24 protein-coding genes and 1 tRNA gene are annotated in these 22459 nt (G+C 67.1%); 10 read left to right on the forward strand and 15 right to left on the reverse strand.

What is annotated here, in order from left to right:
• Positions 1-9 precede the first annotated feature (9 nt).
• Complete coding sequence (locus HNQ66_RS12240; protein ID WP_184144437.1) at positions 10-711, forward strand: 5-formyltetrahydrofolate cyclo-ligase; 702 nt, start codon at positions 10-12, stop codon at positions 709-711.
• Here HNQ66_RS12240 and HNQ66_RS12245 read toward each other — a convergent pair.
• The 3 genes from HNQ66_RS12245 to HNQ66_RS12255 all read right to left on the reverse strand — a co-directional run bounded on the left by HNQ66_RS12245 (position 681) and on the right by HNQ66_RS12255 (position 3769).
• Positions 681-1958 carry a CynX/NimT family MFS transporter gene (locus tag HNQ66_RS12245; RefSeq protein ID WP_184144438.1) on the reverse strand — a complete coding sequence of 426 codons (1278 nt, stop codon included), beginning with the start codon at positions 1956-1958 and terminating at the stop codon, positions 681-683. The genes HNQ66_RS12240 and HNQ66_RS12245 overlap by 31 nt on opposite strands.
• Positions 1955-2632, reverse strand: a complete 678-nt coding sequence (locus tag HNQ66_RS12250; RefSeq protein WP_184144439.1) for a FadR/GntR family transcriptional regulator — start codon at positions 2630-2632, stop codon at positions 1955-1957. Before HNQ66_RS12250 ends, HNQ66_RS12245 begins: the two co-directional genes overlap by 4 nt.
• Positions 2633-2737: 105 nt before the next feature.
• Complete coding sequence (locus tag HNQ66_RS12255; protein WP_184144440.1) at positions 2738-3769, reverse strand: trans-3-hydroxy-L-proline dehydratase; 1032 nt, start codon at positions 3767-3769, stop codon at positions 2738-2740.
• 182 nt (positions 3770-3951) lie between these two features.
• On the opposite strand from HNQ66_RS12255, the gene HNQ66_RS12260 reads away from it, so the two are divergent.
• From HNQ66_RS12260 to HNQ66_RS12290, 7 genes are all read left to right on the forward strand, one after another.
• A complete protein-coding gene (locus HNQ66_RS12260) occupies positions 3952-4617 on the forward strand; it encodes a GntR family transcriptional regulator (protein WP_184144441.1) in 666 nt (221 codons plus the stop codon).
• A gap of 82 nt (positions 4618-4699) precedes the next feature.
• Positions 4700-5080, forward strand: a complete 381-nt coding sequence (locus HNQ66_RS12265) for a methylglyoxal synthase (RefSeq protein WP_184144442.1) — start codon at positions 4700-4702, stop codon at positions 5078-5080.
• 62 nt (positions 5081-5142) lie between these two features.
• Entirely contained in the window at positions 5143-6168 is a 1026-nt protein-coding gene (locus HNQ66_RS12270; RefSeq protein WP_184144443.1) for a glucokinase, read from the forward strand.
• A gap of 117 nt (positions 6169-6285) precedes the next feature.
• Positions 6286-8079 carry an ABC transporter ATP-binding protein gene (locus HNQ66_RS12275; protein WP_184144444.1) on the forward strand — a complete coding sequence of 598 codons (1794 nt, stop codon included), beginning with the start codon at positions 6286-6288 and terminating at the stop codon, positions 8077-8079.
• A 17-nt stretch (positions 8080-8096) separates the two neighbouring features.
• A complete protein-coding gene (gene dapB / locus HNQ66_RS12280; protein ID WP_184144445.1) occupies positions 8097-8915 on the forward strand; it encodes a 4-hydroxy-tetrahydrodipicolinate reductase in 819 nt (272 codons plus the stop codon).
• A gap of 22 nt (positions 8916-8937) precedes the next feature.
• The gene (locus HNQ66_RS12285) at positions 8938-9573 is read left to right on the forward strand and encodes a 2,3-bisphosphoglycerate-dependent phosphoglycerate mutase (RefSeq protein ID WP_184144446.1); all 636 of its coding nucleotides are present in this window, start codon (positions 8938-8940) and stop codon (positions 9571-9573) included.
• A 117-nt stretch (positions 9574-9690) separates the two neighbouring features.
• Positions 9691-10230: a TIGR02281 family clan AA aspartic protease gene (locus tag HNQ66_RS12290; RefSeq protein ID WP_184144447.1), complete on the forward strand. Its 540-nt coding sequence runs from the start codon at positions 9691-9693 to the stop codon at positions 10228-10230.
• On the opposite strand, the gene deoA is transcribed toward HNQ66_RS12290, so the two are convergent.
• The 7 genes from deoA to HNQ66_RS12325 are packed head-to-tail and all read right to left on the reverse strand — an operon-like array spanning position 10220 to position 17133.
• Positions 10220-11533 (reverse strand): thymidine phosphorylase, encoded by a 1314-nt coding sequence (gene deoA / locus HNQ66_RS12295; protein WP_184144448.1) that lies wholly within the window; start codon positions 11531-11533, stop codon positions 10220-10222. The two genes, HNQ66_RS12290 and deoA, sit on opposite strands and share 11 nt — an antisense overlap.
• Before the next feature lies 1 nt (position 11534).
• Complete coding sequence (gene deoC / locus HNQ66_RS12300) at positions 11535-12296, reverse strand: deoxyribose-phosphate aldolase (protein WP_184144449.1); 762 nt, start codon at positions 12294-12296, stop codon at positions 11535-11537.
• On the reverse strand, positions 12289-13101 hold the full coding sequence (locus HNQ66_RS12305) for a purine-nucleoside phosphorylase (RefSeq protein WP_184144450.1): 813 nt from the start codon (positions 13099-13101) through the stop codon (positions 12289-12291). The genes deoC and HNQ66_RS12305 overlap by 8 nt, the downstream gene beginning before the upstream one ends.
• On the reverse strand, positions 13098-13490 hold the full coding sequence (locus HNQ66_RS12310) for a cytidine deaminase (RefSeq protein ID WP_184144451.1): 393 nt from the start codon (positions 13488-13490) through the stop codon (positions 13098-13100). The genes HNQ66_RS12305 and HNQ66_RS12310 overlap by 4 nt, the downstream gene beginning before the upstream one ends.
• A gap of 2 nt (positions 13491-13492) precedes the next feature.
• Positions 13493-14464, reverse strand: coding sequence for an ABC transporter permease (locus HNQ66_RS12315; RefSeq protein WP_184144452.1), 972 nt, complete (start codon positions 14462-14464; stop codon positions 13493-13495).
• 3 nt (positions 14465-14467) lie between these two features.
• Positions 14468-15601, reverse strand: a complete 1134-nt coding sequence (locus HNQ66_RS12320) for an ABC transporter permease (protein ID WP_184144453.1) — start codon at positions 15599-15601, stop codon at positions 14468-14470.
• The gene (locus HNQ66_RS12325; RefSeq protein WP_184144454.1) at positions 15598-17133 is read right to left on the reverse strand and encodes an ABC transporter ATP-binding protein; all 1536 of its coding nucleotides are present in this window, start codon (positions 17131-17133) and stop codon (positions 15598-15600) included. Before HNQ66_RS12325 ends, HNQ66_RS12320 begins: the two co-directional genes overlap by 4 nt.
• Before the next feature lie 164 nt (positions 17134-17297).
• Here HNQ66_RS12325 and HNQ66_RS12330 point away from each other — a divergent pair, with 164 nt between their 5' ends.
• Positions 17298-17522, forward strand: coding sequence for a SlyX family protein (locus HNQ66_RS12330; RefSeq protein ID WP_184144455.1), 225 nt, complete (start codon positions 17298-17300; stop codon positions 17520-17522).
• Between the two features lie 63 nt (positions 17523-17585).
• Here HNQ66_RS12330 and HNQ66_RS12335 read toward each other — a convergent pair whose 3' ends face one another.
• The 3 genes from HNQ66_RS12335 to HNQ66_RS12345 form a co-directional block, all read right to left on the reverse strand.
• Positions 17586-18578, reverse strand: a complete 993-nt coding sequence (locus tag HNQ66_RS12335; RefSeq protein ID WP_184144456.1) for a BMP family lipoprotein — start codon at positions 18576-18578, stop codon at positions 17586-17588.
• Positions 18579-18806: 228 nt separating this feature from the next.
• Positions 18807-19457, reverse strand: coding sequence for a peptide-methionine (S)-S-oxide reductase MsrA (gene msrA, locus HNQ66_RS12340; RefSeq protein WP_184144457.1), 651 nt, complete (start codon positions 19455-19457; stop codon positions 18807-18809).
• A gap of 35 nt (positions 19458-19492) precedes the next feature.
• Positions 19493-19810, reverse strand: a complete 318-nt coding sequence (locus HNQ66_RS12345) for a hypothetical protein (protein WP_210308749.1) — start codon at positions 19808-19810, stop codon at positions 19493-19495.
• 232 nt (positions 19811-20042) lie between these two features.
• On the opposite strand from HNQ66_RS12345, the gene HNQ66_RS12350 reads away from it, so the two are divergent.
• Positions 20043-20132: transfer RNA gene (locus HNQ66_RS12350), tRNA-Ser, on the forward strand.
• A gap of 35 nt (positions 20133-20167) precedes the next feature.
• Here the strand turns inward: HNQ66_RS12350 and HNQ66_RS12355 are convergent.
• Entirely contained in the window at positions 20168-21463 is a 1296-nt protein-coding gene (locus tag HNQ66_RS12355) for a TadE/TadG family type IV pilus assembly protein (protein WP_281396983.1), read from the reverse strand.
• 90 nt (positions 21464-21553) lie between these two features.
• Entirely contained in the window at positions 21554-22408 is an 855-nt protein-coding gene (locus HNQ66_RS12360; protein WP_184144458.1) for a DUF2793 domain-containing protein, read from the reverse strand.
• Between the last annotated feature and the right edge of the window lie 51 nt (positions 22409-22459).

The raw sequence follows: 22459 nt of genomic DNA on the forward strand, positions 1-22459 counted from the left end.
CCGATGAGCATGGATGACGACGACGACAGACCCGCAACCTTCGCGTCCCCGGCCTGTTTCCTGCACGAGATCGATCCGGCCTATGCGGGCCTTCCCGGCCCGCTCGACCTTCAGGCCTGGCGGGACGTGAACCGCTGGCGCAAGAGTGAGCGCGAACGCCTCCTCGCCGAGCGCCTTGCCATTCCCGCCGAGGTGCGGGCGGGCCACGGCGAAGCCATCGCCGCCCGGGTCCTCGCCGAGATCGGCGATGTCGAGGGCCGCATCGTCAGCGCCTACTGGCCCTTCCGCGGCGAGCCGGATTTCCGGCCCTTCATGGAGGAGGTCGCGCGGCGCGGCGGGCGGACGGCGCTGCCCGTCGTCGTCGAGAAGGGGCGGCCGCTGGAATTCCATCTCTGGCAGGCGGGCGAGGCGCTGTCGCGCGGCGTCTGGAACATTCCCGTGCCGGCGGCGGCAAATCCCTGCCGGCCCGATATCGTCATCGCGCCGGTCGTCGGCTACGACCCGGCCGGCTACCGGCTCGGTTATGGCGGCGGCTTCTTCGACCGCACGCTGGCGGCGATGGCGGAGCGCCCGCGCGTCATCGGCATCGGCTACAGGAGCGCGCGGGTCTCGACGATCTATCCGCAGCTGCACGACGTCCCGATGGACATGATCGTGACGGAGGCCTGCACCGTCCGGCCTCAGGATTCGACCGTGCGCGCATTGACGTAGAGCGCCCGTCCGGCGAACCAGCCGTTCACCGCCGCGCCGAGGCCGAGCAGCACGATAAGCACCGCGCTCCAGGCGAAGCTGCCCGTCCAGCCGCGAATGAGGCCGACGATCAGCGGCCCGATGGCGGCGAGCAGGTAGCCGACGCATTGCGCCATGCCGGAAAGATGCGCCGCCATGTGCGGGTCGCGCGTGCGCAGCACGATGACGGTGAGCGCGACGGCGATCAGCCCGCCCTGTCCGATGCCCTGGATCACGGCCCAGAACCAGACGGACCAGAGCGGCGCGAAGAGGAGACCGAGCAGCGCGACGGTCGCAAAGCCGCAGAGCACGACGTTGATCAGCCGCTGGTCCCTGCCGCGTACGGCAAGGTGCGGGGCGACGAGGCAGGCGGCTGCCTGCACCATCACCGAGACCGAGACGATGGCCCCGGCGGTGACGCCGTCGAGCCCGCGTTCGCGCAGGATCGGCACCAGCCAGCCGAAGACGCAATAGGCAAGCGCCGATTGCAGGCCCATGAAGAGCGTGACGTGCCAGGCGAGCCGGTCGCGCCACAGCCCTTCCACGCGGAAGCCGGCGCGCTTGGCCTTGCTGCGCGAGGAGAGCACCTGCGGCAGCCAGAGCAGGCCGACGAGAAGGGCCGGCAGCGCCCAGGCGGCGAGCGCCCCGTCGAGCGAGCCGCCGAGCGCCTGCTCGATGGGCAGCGTCAGGCCGGCCGCCCCCGCGGCACCCGCGCAGAGCGCCATCGTGTACCAGCCGGTCATCAGCGCCGCCTTGTCGGGGAAGTCGCGCTTGACGAGGCCCGGCAGCAGCACGTTGCCGACGGCGATCGCCGCGCCGGCAAGCGCGGTGCCGAGAAAGAGCAGCGGAATGGAGGACAGGCCGCGCATCGCCGTGCCGAGCGTCAGCAGCGTGACGACGGCGAGCAGCGTGCGTTCCGTGCCGATGCGCTGGGCGACGGGCGCGGCCAGCGGCGAGAACAGGCCGAGGCAGACGACGGGGAGCGTCGTCAGCAGGCTGGCGCCGGTGGCGGAAAGGCCGAGCGTCTCGCGGATCTCCGGCAGCAGCGCCGAGGCGCTGGAGAAGACCGGGCGCAGGTTGAAGGCGATGAGGACGAGGCTTGCGCCGAGCAGGAACCGTGCCGCCGCGCTCTTCGGCAGGTGCGGTTCGGGTGCGGGCACGCTGTCGGCCTCGGCGTCGATGAGGTCGATGGCGCCGGGGTTGGTTTCGGGGGAGGGGGAAAGGGTCATGGGAGGAGCATCCGGTCGAGGGCGGAAAGGACGGGGGCCATGAAGCGGCGCACGGCGGTGTCTGCCGCCTGCGGATCGCCGCTTTCGATGGCGTCGACGATGGCGGCATGGGCGGCATCGTCGGGTTCGGGAAGCTCTTCGCTCAGGCTCGCCTCGATGGTCTCGGCGATGAGCGTGGAGAAGAAATCGTACATGCCGACGAGAACGGCATTCTGCGACGCGGCGATCACCGCCTGGTGAAAGGCGAAGTCGCGGGCGATGAAGCCCGCCTTGTCGCCGCCCTCGTAGATGCCGCGCTCGGCCAGGAGCGCGCGCAGATGCGCGACCGTTTCGGGCGTGCGGCGCAGCGCCGCCAGCCGCGCGGCCTGCGCATCGAGCGCAAGGCGCGCCTCGTACTGGTCGCGAAGGCCGGCGCGGCGCGCCATGGTGAGCGGACGAAACGCATCGGCGGCGGAAACCACATAGGTGCCGGAGCCCTGCCGCGTTTCGAGATAGCCCTGCGAGACGAGCGCGCGCACGGCCTCGCGCACCGTGCCGCGGCTGACGGAGAGCATGGCCGAAAGCCTCGCCTCGTTCGGCAGCTTCTCGCCGACCGCCCAGCGATGCGCGAGGATTTCGCCGCGGATGGCTTCGACGGCGGTGTCGGCGAGGTTCGTCTTGTTGAGAGGGTCCATGGTTCAAGTCATAAAGTCATCAGATGACTTTATGACTATTCCTCTTCGTATCCGCCGTCAAATAGAATCGGCCGGACCGCATCGGGTCCGGCCGATGAAGGCGCATTACTGCTTGCGCGGCCAGGTGTCGGCGAGGCGGTAGCCGGCCGGCCATGGATCGTCCGGGTCGAGCATCACCTGGCTCGTGCCGGTGACCCAGGCGCGGCCCGAGATTTCCGGCACGACGGCGGGGCGGCCGCCGACCGTGGTCTCGCCGAGGATGCGGCAGTCGAAGCGCGAATCGAGGATCGAATAGCCGGAGAAGGATTGTCCGACCTTGATCTCGCCGCGGGCGTGAAGCACCGCCATGCGGGCCGAGCATCCGGTGCCGGTCGGCGAGCGGTCGAGCTTTGCCGGCTGGATGACGACCGTATTGCGGCCGTGCAGCGCGCCGTCGCGCTCCTCGACCGGCAGCGTGAGCTGGCAGAAGGAGATGTGGTTCCAGTCCGGGTTTTCCGGATGGGTGAAGCCGAGCTGCTCGTTGGCCGCTTTCGTGATGCGGATGCCGGTTTCGGCGAGTTCCCGCGCCTCGTCCGGTGTCACGGAAAAACCGAGCGCGCGGGCGTCGGTCAAGACGAAGCTGTCGCCGCCATAGGCCGTGTCGACGGTGAGCGTGCCGAGGCCTTCCACCTCCAGCTTGGCGCCCAGCCTGTCGGCGAAGGAGGGCACGTTGGTGACGGTGATGCGCTCGGCCTTGCCGTTGCGGCAGGTGGCGACGACGTCCACGAGGCCGCCCGGCGCTTCCAGCACCATGCGCGTCTCCGGCTCGACCATCGGGATGATGCCGCTGTCGAGCAGCACGGTCGACACGCAGATCGAGTTGGAGCCGGACATCGGCGGCGTATCCTCGGGCTCCATGATGATGAAGCCCATGTCGGCGCGCGGGTCCTTCGGCGGTACGAGAAGATTGATGTGGCGGAAGACGCCGCCGCGCGGCTCGTTGAGTACGAAATTGCGCAGCGTCTTGTCCTCGGCGATGAACCTGCGCTGTTCCCACAGCGTCTTGCCGGGCGGCGGGGCGACGCCGCCGACGATGACGTCGCCCACCTCGCCCTCGGCGTGGCAGGTGACGATGTGGATGACCTTGCTGCTGCGCATGGCGCGACCTCCGCTTTCCCAATGTCGTACGCCGGCGGCCGGGCCGGCGCGGTTGTCTATTCATAGAAATATTGGATCCAATATACAATCCCGTTTCTCATCGGTTGTCCGCCGGGTCGCTCGGTTGCCCCGCCGCCGGTTTCGACCTATGACCATGGCTCCATTCACCGGGGTTGGACACGATGAAATTTGCTGCCGTCGATGTTCGGCAGGCCGCTTCGGCGGCCGACATCGTCTATGAGGCGCTGCGCAGGGCGATCATCGAGGGCGACCTTGCCGAGGGCGAGAACCTCCGGCAGGAAGAGATCGCGCAGATGTTCAACGTCAGCCGCATCCCCGTGCGCGAGGCGCTGTCGCGGCTGGAGCAGCACGGCCTCATCACCACGCAGCGCTACAAGGGCGCCGTCGTCGCCGGTCTTTCCATCGAGGAGATCGAGGAGATCTTCCAGTTCCGCGCCCTCATCGAGGCCGAGGTCATGCGGCTTGCCGTTCCCAATCTCGACCGTGCGACGCTGGAGCGCGCGCAGGCCTATCGCGACGCCTTCGACCGGGAGACGGACCCGCACCGCTGGGGCGAGATCAACCGGATGTTCCACTACAGCCTCTACGAGGCCTCGCACCGCCCCTATTATCTCCAGAACGTGCGCGCCTCGCTCGACAGGATCGACCGATACCTGCGCGCCCAGCTTTCCTTCACCGACGGCGTGCCGCGGGCCGGGCGCGAGCACGAGGCGATCCTTGCGGCCTGCGAAAAGGGCGACGCCGCTCTCGCCTCGCTCCTCACGCGCGACCACATCCTCGATGCCGGCCGCTCGCTGGTGACGTTCCTGCGCGGCCAGCGCGGTTGAGCGGGGCTTTTCAAGGCGGCGGCGCTTTTGTATAAGGCTTTCAAATCGATTTAAATTCCCCGGAAAACCGCAAGGAAAGCCGATGTCGCGCCGCAAATGCATCGCCCTCATCGCCCATGACGAGAAGAAGGACGACATGGCGGCCTTCGCCGCCGAGAACGAAGCCTTTCTCGCCGAAGCCCGCATCGTCGCCACCGGCACGACGGGCGGAAGGGTGCTGGAGGCCTGCCCCGGCCTCGACGTGACGCGGCTGAAGAGCGGCCCGCTCGGCGGCGACCAGCAGATCGGCGCGCTGATCGCGACGGGCGAGGTGGACCTGCTGATCTTCTTCGTCGATCCGCTGACGCCCATGCCGCACGACGTCGACGTCAAGGCCTTGATGCGCCTTGCCATCGTCTACGACATTCCGATGGCGCTCAACCGCGCGACGGCGGAAAGCCTGCTCGACTTTGCGGGCGATTGACGCCACCTTGGGCGGGGCCGCGCGCAAGCAGGTCCATTCATGTGAAAGAACGGGACAGTCCGATGGTAAGGCCGAACGACAACGACACGCATTTCCCCTTTCCCATCCTCGTCGGCGATATCGGCGGCACCAATGCGCGCTTCGCGCTGCTGGTCGATGCCTTCGCCGAGCCGAAGCTGCTTCCCATCATCCAGACCGCCGACTATCCGAACATCGACGACGCTCTGCAGCAATGCATCCTCGACAAGACGTCGGTGCAGCCGCGCTCGGCGATCCTGGCGCTCGCCGGCCCCATCGAGGGCGACGAGGTGCCGCTGACCAATTGCCCCTGGGTCGTGCGCCCGCGCGACATGATCGCCAATCTCGGCTTCGAGGACGTGCTGCTCGTCAACGACTTCGAGGCGCAGGCGCTCGCCGTCGCCTCGCTGGGTGACGGGGACCGCGAGAAGATCGGCCCCGGCATCGAGCGTCATTCGGCCTCGCGCACCGTGCTCGGCCCGGGCACCGGCCTCGGCGTCGCCGGCCTCGTCCATGCCCGCCAGAGCTGGATCCCGGTTCCGGGCGAGGGCGGCCATGTCGATGTCGGACCGCGCAGCGAGCGCGACTACCAGATATGGCCGTTCCTCGAACCCATCGAGGGCCGCATTTCCGCCGAGCAGCTCCTGTGCGGGCGCGGCATCATGAACATCTACCACGCCATCTCCGCCGCCGACGGCGTCGATGCGCCGCTTGAGACCCCGGCCGACGTGACGGCGAAGGCGCTCGCGCAGGAGGACCGCGCGGCCATCGAAACGGTCGCGCTGTTCTCCACCTATCTCGGCCGCGTTGCCGGCGACATGGCGATGATCTTCATGGCCAAGGGCGGCGTGTTCCTTGCCGGCGGCATCTCGCAGAAGATCCTTCCCGCCCTCCGCGGTCCGGAATTCCGCGCCGCCTTCGAGGACAAGGCGCCGCACAGCGCGCTCCTCCGCTCCATCCCCACCTATGTGGTCACCCATCCCGTGGCGGCGCTGGCGGGCCTTGCCGCCTTCGCGCGCATGCCGGAGCGATTCGGTGTTGCAACCGAGGGACGCCACTGGAAAAGGTGAGCCTTTCGCAAAGGTCTCGACGCTCCGCGGACTCGCCAAAGCCGGGTCCAGCCCCTATAGAGCGCCCTAGGGCCGGTCCGCCGGCCGCTGTCGAGACCGTGCAGGAAAGTCAGTTTATTGACCGATAAAAGTCGAACCGAGCGCCCGCCCGTCAGCTCCGACACCGTTACGACCGTGCTCAAGCGCGTCATCGCCGAAAACGGCCGCGAGCATCTGCGCGGCTATCTTGCGGCCATCGCCTGCCTCGTCGTGGTCGCGATGACGACGGCCTTCACCGCCTGGATCATGGAATCGGTCGTCAACGAGGCCTTCGCCAACAAGCGCGCCGACCTCGTGCTCATCATCTGCGGCGCGATCTTCGTTGCCTTCGTGCTGCGCGGCTTTGCGACCTATTACGAGGCCGTCATCCTCTCCAAGATCGGCAACAATATCGTCGCGCGCTACCAGCGCCGGCTCTATTCGCACCTGATGGCGCTCAGCGTCGGCTTCTTCAGCGAGTCGCGCTCGGCCTATCTCGCCGCCCAGATCAGCCAGAACGTCACCGGCATCCGCGACGTCCTCAACATGACGGTGACCTCGCTCGCCCGCGACGTGCTCACCCTCGTCGCGCTCATCGGCGTGATGATCTCCAAGGACTGGCTGCTGACGCTCATCGTCTTCGTCGTCGCCCCGCCGCTGCTCCTCGGCCTGCGTTACGTCTCCAAGCGCCTGCGCAGCGCGACGCGCGAGGCGGTCGAGCTCAACAGCCATGTGCTCGGCGCCATGCAGGAGACGATCCAGGGCATCACCATCGTCAAGGCCTTCACCATGGAGGACCAGCTTCGCGGCAAGGTCGAGGCGATCATCGACGAGGCGGAGCGCCGCTCCAACCGCATCGCGCGGCTGACCGAGCGCACGGCGCCGATGACGGAAACCTTCGCGGGCTTCGCCATTTCCGGCGTGCTCGCCTATGCCGCCTACCGCTCCATCTACGGCGACGTGATGCCGGGCGCCTTCTTCGCCTTCGTCGCCGCGCTCCTGATGGCCTACGACCCGGCGCGCCGCCTTGCGCGCCTGCAGGTCTCGCTGGAACGCGCGGCCGTCAATGCGCGCATGATCTACGAGGTCCTCGACCTCAAGCCGCGCCAGGCCGACCGGGCCGACGCGAAGCCGCTCGCCATCACCGACGCGTCGATCGACTTCCGCAATGTCCGCTTCGGCTATTCGGAGGGTGAGACCATCCTCAAGGGCGTGAGCTTCACCGCCGAGGGCGGGCGCACCACGGCGCTCGTCGGCCCCTCCGGCGCGGGGAAATCCACCGTCATCAGCCTCATCCCGCGCTTCTACGATCCGGCCGAGGGCGAGATCCTGATCGACGGGCAGGACATCGCCCATGTCACCAAGCAGTCGCTGAGAAACGCCATCGCCTATGTCTCGCAGCAGCCCTACCTCTTCGAGGGCACGATCCGCGACAACATCCGCTACGGCCGGCCGGAGGCGAGCGATGCCGAGGTGGAGGCCGCGGCCCGCCACGCCTATGCGCACGATTTCATCCTCGCCCAGCCGCTCGGCTACGACACGCCCGTCGGCGAGAACGGCGTGACGCTTTCCGGCGGCCAGCGCCAGCGGCTTTCCATCGCCCGCGCGCTGGTGCGCAATGCGCCGATCCTCCTCCTCGACGAGGCCACCTCCGCGCTCGACACCGAATCCGAGCAGGCCGTGCAGAAGGCGCTCGACGAGGCGATGAGCGGGCGCACCGTCGTCGTCATCGCCCATCGCCTTTCCACGGTGGTGCGGGCCGACAAGATCGTCGCGATGCAGGACGGCCGCGTCATCGAAGAAGGCACGCACGAGGAGCTTGCGGCCCGCGAAAACGGCCTCTACGCTCGCCTCAACAATCTTCAGGCGCCCGCCGTCAGCGCGGGCAAATAGTGCAGGGAAAGAACGAGATGAGCGGCACCGCAATGAAGCTGGTCGTCGTCGGCGCCGCCGGCCGCATGGGCCAGACGCTGATCCGCACCATCCACGCCATGGAAGGCGCGGCCGTCTTCGCCGCCGTCGAGCGCGAGGGCTCGCCCTTCGTCGGCCGCGATGCGGGCGAGCTTGCCGGCCTCGGGCCGATTGGCGTTCCCGTCACCGACAAGCCGCTGGAAGCCTTCCTCGAAGCCGAAGGCGTGCTCGATTTCACCGCACCGGCCGCCACCGTCGAATTCGCCGGCCTCGCGGCGCAGGCGCGCATCGTCCATGTGGTCGGCACGACCGGCTGCGCGCCGGCGGACGACGAGAAGATCCGCGCTGCCGCCCGCCATGCGCGGATCGTCAAGTCCGGCAACATGAGTCTCGGCGTCAACCTCCTCGGCGTCCTGACGCAGACGGCTGCCCGTGCGCTCGGCCCGGCCGACTGGGACATCGAGATTCTCGAAATGCACCACAAGCACAAGGTCGACGCGCCCTCCGGCACGGCGCTGCTTCTCGGCGAGGCAGCGGCGCGGGGCCGCGGCATTTCGCTTGCAGAGCATTCCGTGCGCACGCGCGACGGCCACACCGGCCCGCGCCCGTCCGGCGCCATCGGCTTTGCCACGCTGCGCGGCGGCTCGGTCATCGGCGAGCATTCGGTCTTGCTGGCCGGCGAGGGTGAGCTGCTGACGCTCTCGCACAGCGCGACGGACCGCTCGATCTTCGCCCGCGGCGCGGTGCATGCCGCGCTCTGGGCGCGCGAGCGCAAGCCCGGCTTCTACTCCATGCTCGACGTGCTCGGGCTCAACTGATCCAACATCGGAGACCTATCCCATGAGCGGAACCCTCGTCCTCGTTCGCCACGGCCAGAGCGAATGGAACCTGAAGAACCTCTTCACCGGCTGGCGCGACCCGGACCTCACCGCGCTCGGCATCGAGGAAGCCACGACCGGCGGCAAGGCGCTCGCCGAAACCGGCATCAAGTTCGATATCGCCTTCACCTCGGCGCTGTCGCGCGCGCAGAAGACGCTGCAGATCATTCTCGACGAGATCGGCCAGCCGGGCCTCGAGACGATCCGCGACGAAGCGCTGAACGAGCGCGACTACGGCGATCTCTCCGGTCTCAACAAGGACGATGCCCGCGCCAAGTGGGGCGAGGAGCAGGTGCATATCTGGCGCCGCTCCTACGACGTGCCGCCGCCGGGCGGCGAGAGCCTGCGCGACACCGGCGCGCGCGTCTGGCCCTACTACCTGACGGAGATCCTGCCCCGCGTGCTGCGCGGCGAGAAGGTGCTCGTCGCCGCCCACGGCAATTCGCTGCGCTCGCTGGTCATGGTGCTGGACCGGCTTTCGAAGGAAGAGATCCTGAAGCTCAACCTCGCGACCGGCGTGCCGATGGTCTACGTGCTCAACGCCGATTCCACCGTGCAGTCCAAGGACGTGCTCGGCGACATGTCCGGCGCGCATTAACCGGCCGTTTACCACGCCGTTCGAAGATCGTGGACCGGGGCGCCCTGCGGCGCCCCTTTTGCCGTCCGTTAGCCGGCGGCGTGCTATTTCGGGACAGATCCTTCCGGAGACCGTCCCATGTTCCTTCGCAGCCTCGTTCTTGTCGTCGGGTCCGTCGCGGCCGCGGCCGCCTTCGTGCCCGGCCTTGCGACGCGCTATCTCGAAACGGCCGCATCCGGCACGCCGCCCGCAAGGGTCGAGAAGGCTTCGGTTTCGGCGGGCCAGGATGCGGCGCGCTATACCGGCAACCGCAGCGCCGTCATCGCGGCCGATGCGGACGGCCATTTCACCGGCCTCTTCTCCATCAATGGCCGCAAGGAGGAGGGCATGGTCGATACGGGCGCCAGCATGGTCGCCCTCAACGTCTCCACCGCCCAGCGCCTCGGCATCGACAAGGCGGACCTCGATTTCCGCTACGCGGTCGACACGGCCAACGGCAAGGCGCGTGCCGCCTATATCCGCCTCGACAGGGTCGAGATCGGCCCGGTGCGCATGGAGAAGGTCGGCGCCATGGTGCTGGAAGACAAGGCGCTTTCCGGCACGCTGATCGGCATGAGCTTCCTCAAGGGGCTCTCGTCCTACAAGGTCGAGGACGGCAAGCTGCAGCTCACGCGCTGACGGCCTCGAGGATTTCCGGCGCGGCGGCCGGCGCTTCCGGCGTGGTCCGGTAGAGCGCGGCAAGCCGCATCGCCGCGCGCTCGGCGGCATCGGTGCTTGCCGCATGGACGCGGCCGATCTCCATGCCCTTTTCCACCTTCGTGCCGAGCGGCAGCAGGCGGTCGAAACCGACCCGGTGGTCGACGGTATCGTCCGGCCGGCTGCGCCCGCCGCCAAGCTCGATGACGGCAAGGCCGATGCCCCGCGTGTCGCAGGCGGCAAGGTAGCCGGCCTCGTCCGCAAGGACCGGGCGGATGACCGGGGCGGGCGAGAGATAGACCGCCGCCCGCTCGACGATATCAGCCGGGCCGCCGAGAGCGTGCACCATGCGCCCGAAGACCTCCGCCGCGGCGCCGCTCGTGAGCGCTCCCCTCGCCTGCGCGAGGGCCGCGGCGGGATCGGTCTCCAGCCCGGACAGCGCCAGCATTTCGGCGGCGAAAGCCAGAACGATGCGCTCCAGCCGCGTGCCGGCCTTCTCGCCCTTGAGGAAGGCGATGCAGTTTGCGATCTCCACCGCGTTGCCGGCGGCGTCCGCCAGCGGCTGGTTCATGTCGGTGATGAGCGCGGATGTCTTCACGCCCGCCCCGTTCGCCACCTCGACCAGCGAGCGGGCGAGCGTCTCGGCCTCGGCCATCTCCGTCATGAAGGCGCCGTTGCCGACCTTCACGTCCAGCACCAGCGATTGCAGGCCGGCGGCGAGCTTCTTGGAAAGGATCGAGGCGGTGATCAGCGGCACGGAATCGACCGTCGCCGTCACGTCGCGGATGGCGTAGATGCGCTTGTCGGCGGGCGCGAGGTCCGCCGTCTGGCCGATGATCGCGCAGCCGATGTCCTTCACCGTACGGCGGAAGATGTCGGCGGAGGGCATGATCGTGTAGCCGGGGATCGATTCCAGCTTGTCGAGCGTGCCGCCGGTATGGCCGAGGCCGCGCCCGGAGATCATCGGCACGGCAAGCCCGCAGGCGGCCGCGATGGGCGCCAGCATCAGCGAGACATTGTCGCCGACGCCGCCGGTCGAATGCTTGTCGGCGACCGGGCGGCCCAGGTCCGACCAGTCGAGCACGTCGCCCGAATCGCGCATGGCCAATGTCAGCGCCACGGTCTCCTCGCGCGCCATGCCGTTGAACCAGACCGCCATGGCGAAGGCGGCGACCTGCCCCTCGGAGACGCTGCCGTCCGTCACGCCGGCAACGAGGCGGGAAATCTCCTCGGGCAAGAGCGGCTCGCCATTGCGCTTTCGGCGGATCGTCTCCTGCGGCAGCATCTCAGTAGCTTGCCGGCGCGGCGGGCGCGGGCTGGCCGCCGAGCACGGAAAGAATGTCGCCCAGAAGCCCCGAGGCGCCGAAGCGGAAGGTTCTCGGCGTCGCCCAGCCTTCGCCGAGGATCGAGGCGGCGAGCGCCAGGTATTCGCCGGCATCCGCCACGGTGCGCACGCCGCCCGCCGGCTTGAAGCCGACCGGCCTGCCGCTCGTCTTGATGGCGTTCAGCATGATCTCTGCGGCCTGCAGGGTGGCGTTGACGGCAACCTTGCCGGTGGAGGTCTTGATAAAATCCGTGCCGGCGGCAATGGCAAGGTCGGAGGCCTCGCGGATCAGCGCCGGGTCCTTGAGTTCGCCGGTCTCCAGGATGGTCTTGAGCGTGACGGGCGGCGGGCAGGCGGCCCTCACGGCCGTCACCATCTCCGTCACGGCCTCTTCGTCGCCGGTGATGAAATCGCGGTACGGAATGACGAGGTCGATCTCGTCGGCGCCGTCGGCAATCGCCTGCTTCGTCTCGGCGACGACGTCCGCAATGGCCATGTCGCCCGAGGGGAAGTTGACGACGGTGGCGATCTTCACCGCATTGCCCTTGCTGAGGATGCCGCGCGCCTGAGCCACGAAGCGCGGCCAGATGCAGATGGCGGCCGTGGGCCCGAAGGGCGTCTGCGCCTGCCTGCAGAGCTTTTCGATGGCCGCCGCATCGCAGGTGTCGGTCAGATCGGTCAGGTCGAGCAGCGAGAGCGCTTTCTTGGCGGTGGCCTCATGCATGGTCGTCGTCTCCGCCCGCGATCATCTCGGCGAGGATTGCGGCGAGCCGCTTTCCGCCGACCGGGGCCATGTCCTTGGTTTCGTGATGGCTGAGTTCGCCGCCCGTCATGCCGGCGCCGAAATTGGTGATGACCGAGGCGGCGGCGACCCTGAGGCCGAGATGGCGGGCGATCAGCACTTCCGGCACGGTCGACATGCCGACGGCATCGGCGCCGAGCACGCGCGCCATGCGGATTTCCGCCGGCGTCTCGAAGCTCGGCCCGGAGAACCACATGTAGACGCCGCTGGAGAGCGGGATGCCGAGCTTTTCCGCCGCCCGCTCCATGCTTGCGGCGAGCCCGGCATCATAGGCATTGGTCATGCCGACGAAGCGGTCATCGCCGGCAAGGCCGATCAGCGGATTGGTGCCGGAGAAATTGATGTGGTCGGAAATGCGCATCACCGAGCCGGGCGGCATGTCGTCCCGCAGCGATCCCGCCGAATTGGTGAGGATCAGCGAGGTGACGCCGAGCCCCTTCAGCACCTCGATGGGCGTGCGCATGGCATTGGCGTCGCCGCTCTCGTAGTAGTGCACGCGGCCGGAGAGCACGATGACGGGGACGGCGCCCAGATGGCCGATGACAAGCTCGCCGGCATGGCCCGAGACGGCGCTGACCGGAAAGCTCGGCAGGTCGGAGTAAGAAATGCGCAGCGGATCGGTGATCGCTTCCACCAGCGAGCCGAGGCCGGAGCCGAGCACGATGCCGTGGCGCGGCGCGACGCCGCCGAGGCGCGAGATGAGGAGGTCGGTCGTCGTGGCGCTCATCCGATCACGTCCGTTGCAAAGCCATGCGGCAGAAGCTCTTCCATCGTCATGGTCTTCTTCACGCCGGTCTCGTCGCAGAGGTAGATCTGCGTTTTCGCCGAGGCGAATTCGGCGATCTTCTGCCGGCAGCCGCCGCAGGGCGGGCAGAGCGGCAGCTTCTCGGCAATCACCGCCATCTCGACGATCTTCGTCGCGCCGGCCATGATCATGTGGCTGATGGCGGTGGGTTCGGCGCACCAGCCCTGCGGGAAGGAGATGTTCTCGATATTGGCGCCGGCATAGATTCTCCCGTCCTCGGCACGGATGGCCGCGCCGACGGGGAATTTCGAATAGGGCGCATAGGCGTGGGCCATCGCCGCGCGCGCCGCCTCGAAGAGGTCGTGGGACATTTCTAGCGCTCCTTGACGTAGGGCACGCCGCCGGCCTTCGGCGGAATGGCCTTGCCGATGAAGCCCGCAAGCAGGATCACCGTGAGGATATAGGGCAGCGCCTGCATCAATTGTACCGGCACCTTGCCGATCAGCGGGAAGGCGTAGCCCTGGTAGCGGATGGCGAAGGCATCGAGGAAGCCGAAGAGCAGGCAGGCGAAGAGGATGTTCTTCGGCCGCCACTTGGCGAAGATGAGGGCGGCGAGCGCGATATAGCCCTTGCCCGCCGTCATGCCCTTGGTGAAGCCGGCATTGGCCGCAAGCGAGAGATAGGCGCCCGCCACGCCGCACAGGATGCCGCAGCAGATGACGGCGCGGTAGCGCAGCCAGATGACGGAGATGCCGGCGGTATCGACCGCGCCCGGATTTTCCCCGACGGCGCGAAGGCGAAGGCCGAAGCGCGTGCGGTAGAGGATCCACCAGCTCGCCGGCACCATCAGGAAGGCGAGATAGGTGAGGGGCGAGTGGCCGGAGAGGAGGTCGGAATAGACCTGCCCGAGGATCGGCACGTCGCGCAGGCTGTCGGCGAAGGGCAGCTTGATCGTGCCGAAGCGGCCGTCCGCCGAGAGCGCGGGCGTGCGCCCGCCCTGCTTGAACCAGGCCTGGCCGAGGATGACGGTGGCGCCGGCGACGACGAAGTTGATGGCGACGCCCGAGACGATCTGGTTGCCGCGCTGGGTGATCGAGGCATAGCCGTGCACCAGCGAGAGCAGCACGGAAATGAGGATGGCGGCAAGCAGCCCCATCATCACGGACTGGGTGATGTAGGCGACGGCGCCGGCGGCGAAGGCCGCGCCCAGCATCTTGCCTTCGAGGCCGATGTCGAAGACGCCGGCCCGCTCGGTGAAGAGGCCGGCGAGGGCGGCGAGGATCAGCGGCGTCGAGACGCGGACGGTCGACTGCGCAAGCTCGATGAAGACCTGAAAGAGTTCCATGGTTCAGGCTCCCTTGGTGGCGGCGACGTCGCTCGTCTTCGGCGAGAGCCCGAGGACGATGCGCGTGATGGCCGGGCGGAACATGTGCTCCAGCGCGCCGGCAAAGAGGATCACCAGGCCCTGGATGATGACGATCATGTCGCGCGAGATGGAGGGCATCTCGAAGGAGATTTCCGCGCCGCCCTGGTAGAGCATGCCGAAGAGGAGGGCGGCCGGGATGATGCCCGCCGGATGCGAGCGGCCCATCAGCGCCACGGCGATGCCGACGAAGCCGGCGCCCTGCACGAAATCGAGCTGCATGCGGAACTGCTCGCCCATGATCGGGTTCAGCGCCATCATGCCGGCGAGCGCGCCGGAGAGCATCATGGTGATGATGATGATCTTCGCTTCCTTGATGCCGGCATAGCGGGCGGCGGCAGGGCTGTGGCCCATGGTGCGCATCTCGTAGCCGAGCTTGGTGCGCCAGATCAGCACCCAGACGCCGAAGGAGACGAGAAGCGCCAGCAGGAAGGAGATGTTGAACGGCGCCGAGCCGACGGAAAGGCCGAAGATCGACATCAGCCAGTCGAGCTTGGGAAGCTGCCCACCCGCATCGAAGGTGCGGGTTTCGAGCGACATGGAGCCGAGCGGCTTGAACACCTTGTTGAGCAGGTAGTTCATGAGGCTGGCGGCGATGAAGTTGAACATGATCGTCGTGATGACGATATGGCTGCCGCGCTTGGCCTGCAGCCAGCCGGGAATGAGCGCCCAGAGCGCGCCGAAGAACGAGGCGCCGACGATGGCGATCGGGAAGACGAGATACCAGGGCAGCGTCCGGTCGAAGGCAAGGCAGGCGAGCGCCACGCCGATGCCGCCGATATAGGCCTGCCCCTCCGTGCCGATGTTGAAGAGGCCGCAATGGAAGGCGACCGCGACGGAAAGGCCGGTGAAGATGAAGGTCGTCGTATAGTAGAGCGTGAAGCCGATATATTCGCCGCGCCCGAAGGCGCCGTTGATCATGTGGTAGGCGGCTTCCAGCGGGCTTTCGCCGACGATGAGCACGACGAGGCCGGAGATCAGGAAGGCGACGACGAGGTTGACGAGCGGGATCAGGCCGTATTCGGCCCAGGCCGGCAGTTTCGCATAGGGTACGCTCATTCCGCGGCCTCCTTCGGGCCTTCCACGCCGGCCATCAGCAGGCCGAGTTCACCTTCGGATGCCTCGGGCGTGCGCTCGCCGACGATGCGGCCGGCGAACATGACGAGGATGCGGTCCGACAGCGCGCGGATCTCGTCGAGCTCCACCGAGACGAGCAGCACCGCCTTGCCCTGGTCGCGCATCTCGATGATGCGCTTGTGGATGAATTCGATGGCCCCGACGTCGACGCCGCGCGTGGGCTGGCCGATGATCAGCACCTCGGGGCCGCGCTCCATCTCGCGCGCCAGAACGATCTTCTGCTGGTTGCCGCCGGAGAAGTTGGCGGTTTTCAGCCGCGGGTTCGGCGGGCGGATGTCGTAGGCGGTGATCTTCTCTTCCGCGTCGGCGCGGATCGCGTCGACGTCGAGCAGGAAGCCCTTCCGGTATTTCGGATCGTCGTGATAGCCGAGGATGGCGTTCTCGCTCTCGTCGAACTTCAGGACGAGGCCGACATGGTGGCGATCCTCCGGCACATGGGCAAGGCCGCGCTTGCGCAGCGCCGCCGGGTCGGCATCGCCCGTCACGTCGATTGCGCTGCCGGAAAGCAGCACGGTGCCCGAGGCCGCCCGGCGGATGCCGGAGATCGCCTCCAGCAGTTCCGACTGGCCGTTGCCGGCAACCCCGGCGATGCCGACGATCTCGCCGGCGCGGATATCGAAGGAGACGTCGTCCACCATCGTCACGCCCCGGCTGTCGCGGACCGTGAGGTTGCGGACGGAAAGCTTGACGTCGGCGGGCTTCGCCTCGCCCTTTTCCACGCGCAGCAGCACGCGGCGGCCGACCATCAGCTCGGCCAGCTCCTCCACCGAGGTCTCCGTCGTCGTGCGCGTCGCCACCATCTCGCCGCGGCGCATGACGGAGACCTCGTCGGTGATCGCCATGATCTCGCGCAGCTTGTGGGTGATGAGGATAACGGTCTTTCCCTGCTCCTTGAGCTGCTGGAGGATGCGGAAGAGGTGATCGGCCTCCGCCGGCGTCAGGACGCCCGTCGGCTCGTCGAGGATGAGGATATCGGCCCTGCGGTAGAGGGCTTTCAGGATCTCGACGCGCTGCTGGATGCCGACCGGCAGCTCCTCGATAACGGCGTCCGGATCGACCTCCAGCGCATATTCCTTTTCGAGCCGCTTCAGCTCCGCGCGCGCCTTGGTGATGCCGGCATTGAGGATCTGGCTTTCCTCCGCGCCGAGCATGATGTTCTCCAGCACGGTGAAATTCTCGACCAGCATGAAGTGCTGGTGGACCATGCCGATGCCGGCGGCGATCGCCGCGTTCGGATCGCGGATGTCGACCTTGCTGCCGTCGATCAGGATGTCGCCGTGGTCGGCCTGGTAAAAGCCGTAGAGGATCGACATGAGGGTGGATTTGCCGGCGCCGTTCTCGCCGATGATGCCGTGAATGGTGCCCTTGCGGACCTTCAGGTTGATGTTCCGGTTGGCGTGGACGAGGCCGAAGCTCTTGTCGATGCCCTTCAGTTCGATTGCCAATTCGCTCATGACGATCCGCTCTTACGGGGATTTGGGGCCGAAGGGCCGCGCTTCCGGCCTATCGGCTCGTAGTCTTGTTGCTTCCGCCGCTCTTGTCCAGCCCGATTGCGGGCAGGGTCCCGCGCCGCTATAGCTCGTGCCGCCGCCTCTGACCGGCAAGGAGGACCATGCCCATGCCCGACCGTTCCGAAGAAACCCAGGCCGAGCGCATCGCCCGTCTGGAGGAGCATGTCGCCCATCAGGCCAACACGATCGAGGAGCTTTCCGACCAGCTCGCCGAGCAATGGCGGGTGGTCGAGCAGCTTCGCACAAAGCTCGACCGGCTGACGGAACGGTTCCTCGTGCTGGAAGAAGGGTCGCTGGAAGCCCCGGCCGTCACCCGTCCACCGCACTATTGAGGCCATGAGACGGAATCGGCCCGCCTGCTTGCGCAGACGGGCCGGTGATCTGGCCGATGCCGCTTAGTAGGGGCAGGTCTCGTCCGACATGTAGTCGTGGACCTGTACCGTGCCGGCGATGATGTCGGCGCGCGCCTTGTCGATGGCGGCCTTCATTTCCGGGGTGATGAGCGGGGCGTTGTTCTCGTCCATGGCGACGTCCACGCCGCCTTCCTTGAGGCCGAGCACGTTGATGCCGGGCTTGAACGTGTCGTTCTTGGCCGACATGAAGGCGTCGTAGACGGCAACGTCCACGCGCTTGACCATCGAGGTCAGCACCTTGCCGGGCTGCAGGCCGTTCTGGTTGGAATCGACGCCGATGCCGAGCTTGCCCGCGTCGGCCGCAGCCTGCAGGACGCCGACGCCCGTGCCGCCCGCGGCATGGTAGACGACGTCGGAGCCCTGGTCGAACTGCGACTTGGCGATCTCGCCGCCCTTGACCGGGTCGTTCCAGGCGTCCGGCGTCGTGCCCGTATAGGCTTCGAGCACGTTATAGTCCGGGCCGAGCGACTTGGCGCCGCCGATATAGCCGCAGGCGAACTTGTGGATCAGCGGAATGTCCATGCCGCCGACGAAGGAGACGGTCTTCGTCTTGGAGGCCATACCGGCGAGGATGCCGGCGAGCCACGAGCCTTCCTCTTCCTTGAAGACGACCGAGCGGACGTTCGGCTTGTCGAGCACCATGTCGATGATGGCGAACTTGGTGTCCGGATATTCCGCGGCGACCTTCTCGAGCGCTGCGGACCAGGAGAAGCCGGCCATTACTATGGGGTTGTTGCCGTCGCCGGCAAAGCGGCGCAGCGCCTGCTCGCGCTGGGCGTCGTTGGCGATTTCGAAGTCGCGGTATTCGATGCCGGTCTCGGTCTTGAACTTTTCCGCGCCGTTGAAGGCTGCCTCGTTGAACGACTTGTCGAACTTGCCGCCGAGGTCGTAGATGATGGCCGGCTTGATGTCCGCGGCGAGCGCGCTGGCCGACATCGCAGCGGTGGCAAGAAGGGTGAGAAGGGTTTTCTTCATTGTGCAGCCCTGTTCGCTATTGATCTTATAGGGACCTTCCGGGCGGCGCGTGAAACAGCGCGCACGGAGCCACCGACCCCTTTCCCTCGGGTCAGGCTGGCGGCATCCTTGCACGGCTGCTGGAAAAATTCACCAGAAATTTTTCAGTTGGTAAAAAATATGGCCGCTGCAGGCAAAGGGTTTCCCCTTCCGCTGTAGCGGCCATAACCTCTTGGAATAACGGCGCTATCAGCCGATGGCGCAGGAAACGCCCGTGCCGCGCAGGCCGCAATAGCCGCCCGGATTCTTGGCGAGATACTGCTGGTGCGCCTCCTCGGCGAAGTAGAACGGACCGGCCTCGGCGATCTCCGTCGTGATGCGGTCCGTGCGCCCGGCCGCCGTCAGCGCCGCCTGGTAGGCGTCGCGCACGCGGCGCGCCGTCTCAAGGTCGCCCGCGTCCCCGGCATAGATCGCCGAGCGGTAGGTCGTGCCGATATCGTTGCCCTGGCGCATGCCCTGCGTCGGGTCGTGCGCCTCGAAGAAGGCCTTCAGTAGGGTTTCGAGCGAGACCTTTGCCGGATCGTAGACGACGAGCACGACTTCGGCGTGGCCGGTGAGCCCCGTCGTCGTCTCGTGATAGGTGGGGTTCGGCGTGAAGCCGCCGGAATAGCCCGATGCCGTCACCCAGACGCCGGGGATCTGCCAGAGCAGCCGCTCGGCGCCCCAGAAGCAGCCCATGCCGAGGAGCACCGTGCGGTAGCCCGCCGGATAGGGCCCCTTTAGCGGATGGCCGTTCACGAAATGGGTTTCGGATGTCGCAATGGGCTCGTGGCGGCCGGGCAGGGCTGCCTCGGGCGCGGGCATGGCGGTCTTCTTGTTGAACATGTCGATCAGGAACATTCTGGCCTCCCTGGCCGGACTTGGAGAAACGGGCTTTACGCGGTGAAGCGGCCCGCGACGGGCGGCCGCCTGTAGGCGATCACCCAGAAGAACAGCGAAACGATAAGCAGCACGGCGAAGGCCGGCTGCGAAAGCACCCACATGGCCGCCGGATCCCACGCATAGGGAAAGTTGCGCATGATGCTGTCGGCGACGAGGGCGATCGTATCGGGGCTCGCCGTGCTCCAGGCGACGGCAAGCGGCGTCAGCACCGGCTCGGAAGCCGAGACCGACTGGATCGCGTCGATCGTGCCGGCCATGATGGCGACGACGAGGGCGAAAAGGCTGATGGCCTTGAGGACGAACCGTATCATCGCGCCCTCCCGGCGCAGCCCGCGAGCGGCAATTCCGCCCCGCTTTCTTCCTGCCTATAGATAGGAAGACGGCCGGCCTTGCGCAATCCTTCGCCGCAGCGCGGGAAATCCTTCAAGTTTCTGTCAGAAAGCGGTTGATCCCGCTGCAAACCTCGGTATATATCGCGCCGTCTCGCCGGAATGGAAACAGGAAAGCGATCCGCGCCGGACTGACCGCCGGCAGCGAGCGGACGGACAGGTGGCCGAGTGGTTGAAGGCGCACGCCTGGAACGCGTGTATAGGGGAAACTCTATCGAGGGTTCGAATCCCTCTCTGTCCGCCATCCCTTCCCAAATCATTGATTTTTAATGCGTGCCGTCAGCTCGACAGGCGCGGGGATTTTACCGTCTTGAGGAAGAGCGCCTTCATGGCCGCCTCGATGCCCTCGGTGGGGCTGACCTCGAAATAGAGGCCGTCGCTGGCGCATTCCTTCATCTTCGTGCCGATCTCGTTCTGGAAGGGCGAGATCCAGGTATTGTACCAATCGTTGGTGGGGAGCGGCAGGTAGGTCGTATAAAGGACCGCGATGCGGATGCCGCGCTTCTTCAGGGCGTCGCAGTATTTCGTGTCGATCGGCTCCTGGCAGCGGTTGCCGGTCAGCTTCTTCGTGCAACCCTTGGCCTTCTCGCTGTCGCCGACACCATCGGCGACGAAGAAGACGACCTTTTCCCGGCTCGCCGTGCTGCTGCCGTCGCCCGGATCGTCGATCTCGCCGCCGATCTTGGTGAGCGCATCGTCGAAACTGGTCTGCTGGTCGTTGTTGTAGCCCTGCTTGGGAATGCTCATGAGCTTGATGTTCGCCGTCGCCTTCTTCAGCGTATTGAGGTCCGACGTCAGCTTGGAGACCGTGAAGAGCTTCACGTCCGTCGCCGCCTCGCCGAACGTATAGGCGGCGATGCGGAACTGGTTGGCGTATTTCTGCGTGGCGACGGCCTCGTCCATGAGGGCCGCCGTCGCCTTCGCCACCACGTCGATGCGAATGGTCGCGCCGATCTTCCGGGCGAGGTTGTAGTAGCTGTTCTTGTCGTCGACGCCGTTGTTGACGATATGGCAGGCGAAGGCGCACTTGTCGGAAGTCGCCGCCACCATCTTGGCGACGTCGCCCGGCGTCGCGCCCACGCCCATCGAGGGCGTGTTGTCGAGCAGCATGTAGAAGTCGGTGAAGCTCTCCGTCTGGTAGACGGCCGTCGCCGTGCCGCTCACCGTGATCACGTCGTGGCCGATGATCCGCAGGAAGGTTGTCGGCACGGCGGCGGAGAAATGCACCGCGGACGACAGGTTGTTGCCCTTCTTGTTTACCGTGACGGCAACGTCCACCGGCGCCTGGAGAAAGGAATCGCTGCTCTGGGAGAGGAAAAGCTCGCGCCCGTCGGCGTTCGCGACCGGGACGTCGCCGTCCGCCGACATCTTGATCGCCGCCGCAACGCCCTTCGACTGCTCGGTGATCGCCCCGAGGGCTGCGGAATCGGCCGCGTCCATCAGCTGCGAGCGGATGCGCAGGGCATTGGTGAAATCGATCGCCATGCCCGCGCAGCCGAGGAGCGGCACCATGATGAGCGCAGTGAGAATCCCGAAATTCCCCTGCCTGTCGGATAGAATGCGGCGTGGCTGCAACGTCGTTTCCCCAATGCCCCGTCTTTGAAGCGGAGCATCGCATGAGGAAATGAACAATTAGTAATACTAATCCGGCCGCTTCGCACCCCGTCAGGAAACGACGGCGCGATCGGTGACGCGGCGCCAGTTCGTGCCGTCGCTGAAGGCGAGGACGGCGCCGCCCGACGCGTCTGTGACGTGGATGATCTGCCCCGCCCCGGCGCCGGCGGGCGGCAGGGCGGCGACCGTGTAGCCGGCGACCCGCACGGGCCCGGCGACATCGAGCCTGCAGACCGGCGTCGCGCTCAAGCCGACACCGAGGTTGCCGGTCGCCGCGTCCGCCCGCATAACTTCGGTAAAGGTGCCGCCGTCGGAGGAGACCTTGACGGTGAGATTGTCATCGCCGACGAGGCCGATCTCGGCGCGGCCGGAAAAGCCGGTCTGGAGCAGGAGCGAGGCGGTGTTGCCGGTGCCCGCCTTGTTGATGACCTTGCGGGCGTCGCCGCTGCCGGGCGTGACGTCGTCATGGCTGAGAAGCTCGGCATTCGCCTTGACGGCCAGCCGGTTGTTCGCGTCCGCGCCGGTGTTGATGCCGAGGGAGGGCACGTTGTCGCCCGAAAGCGGGATCGTCCGCCAGGCCGTGCCGTCGAACAGCAGGAACCGGCCGGTATCCATCGCGTAGGCAAGAAAGCCGGCGGCCGGCGGGATGGCCGTGAAGGCGCCGTCCTGGAAGACCGCGATATGGGTTTCGGCAAGGATGTCCCAGGCGGGGCCGGACCGGCCGGCGGGCAGGATATAGGCATCGCCCTCCGCCGGCGTGCCCGGTTCCCCGGTCGTCGTCGCGGACTTCACCGCGCATTGCACCACGGCGTCGAGCCGGCGCAGGCTCTCGTTGACGGTGACGTGCTTCTGGGCCTGCGACGGCATTACATAGCCAAGGCCGATGCGCGGCGAAACTTCTGTCATGTTCCTGATCCTCGATGACGTTGCGCGATGTCGCGGACTCTAGCATCGAGG

Source organism: Shinella fusca, from assembly GCF_014203155.1.
Taxonomy (GTDB): Bacteria; Pseudomonadota; Alphaproteobacteria; order Rhizobiales; family Rhizobiaceae; genus Shinella; species Shinella fusca.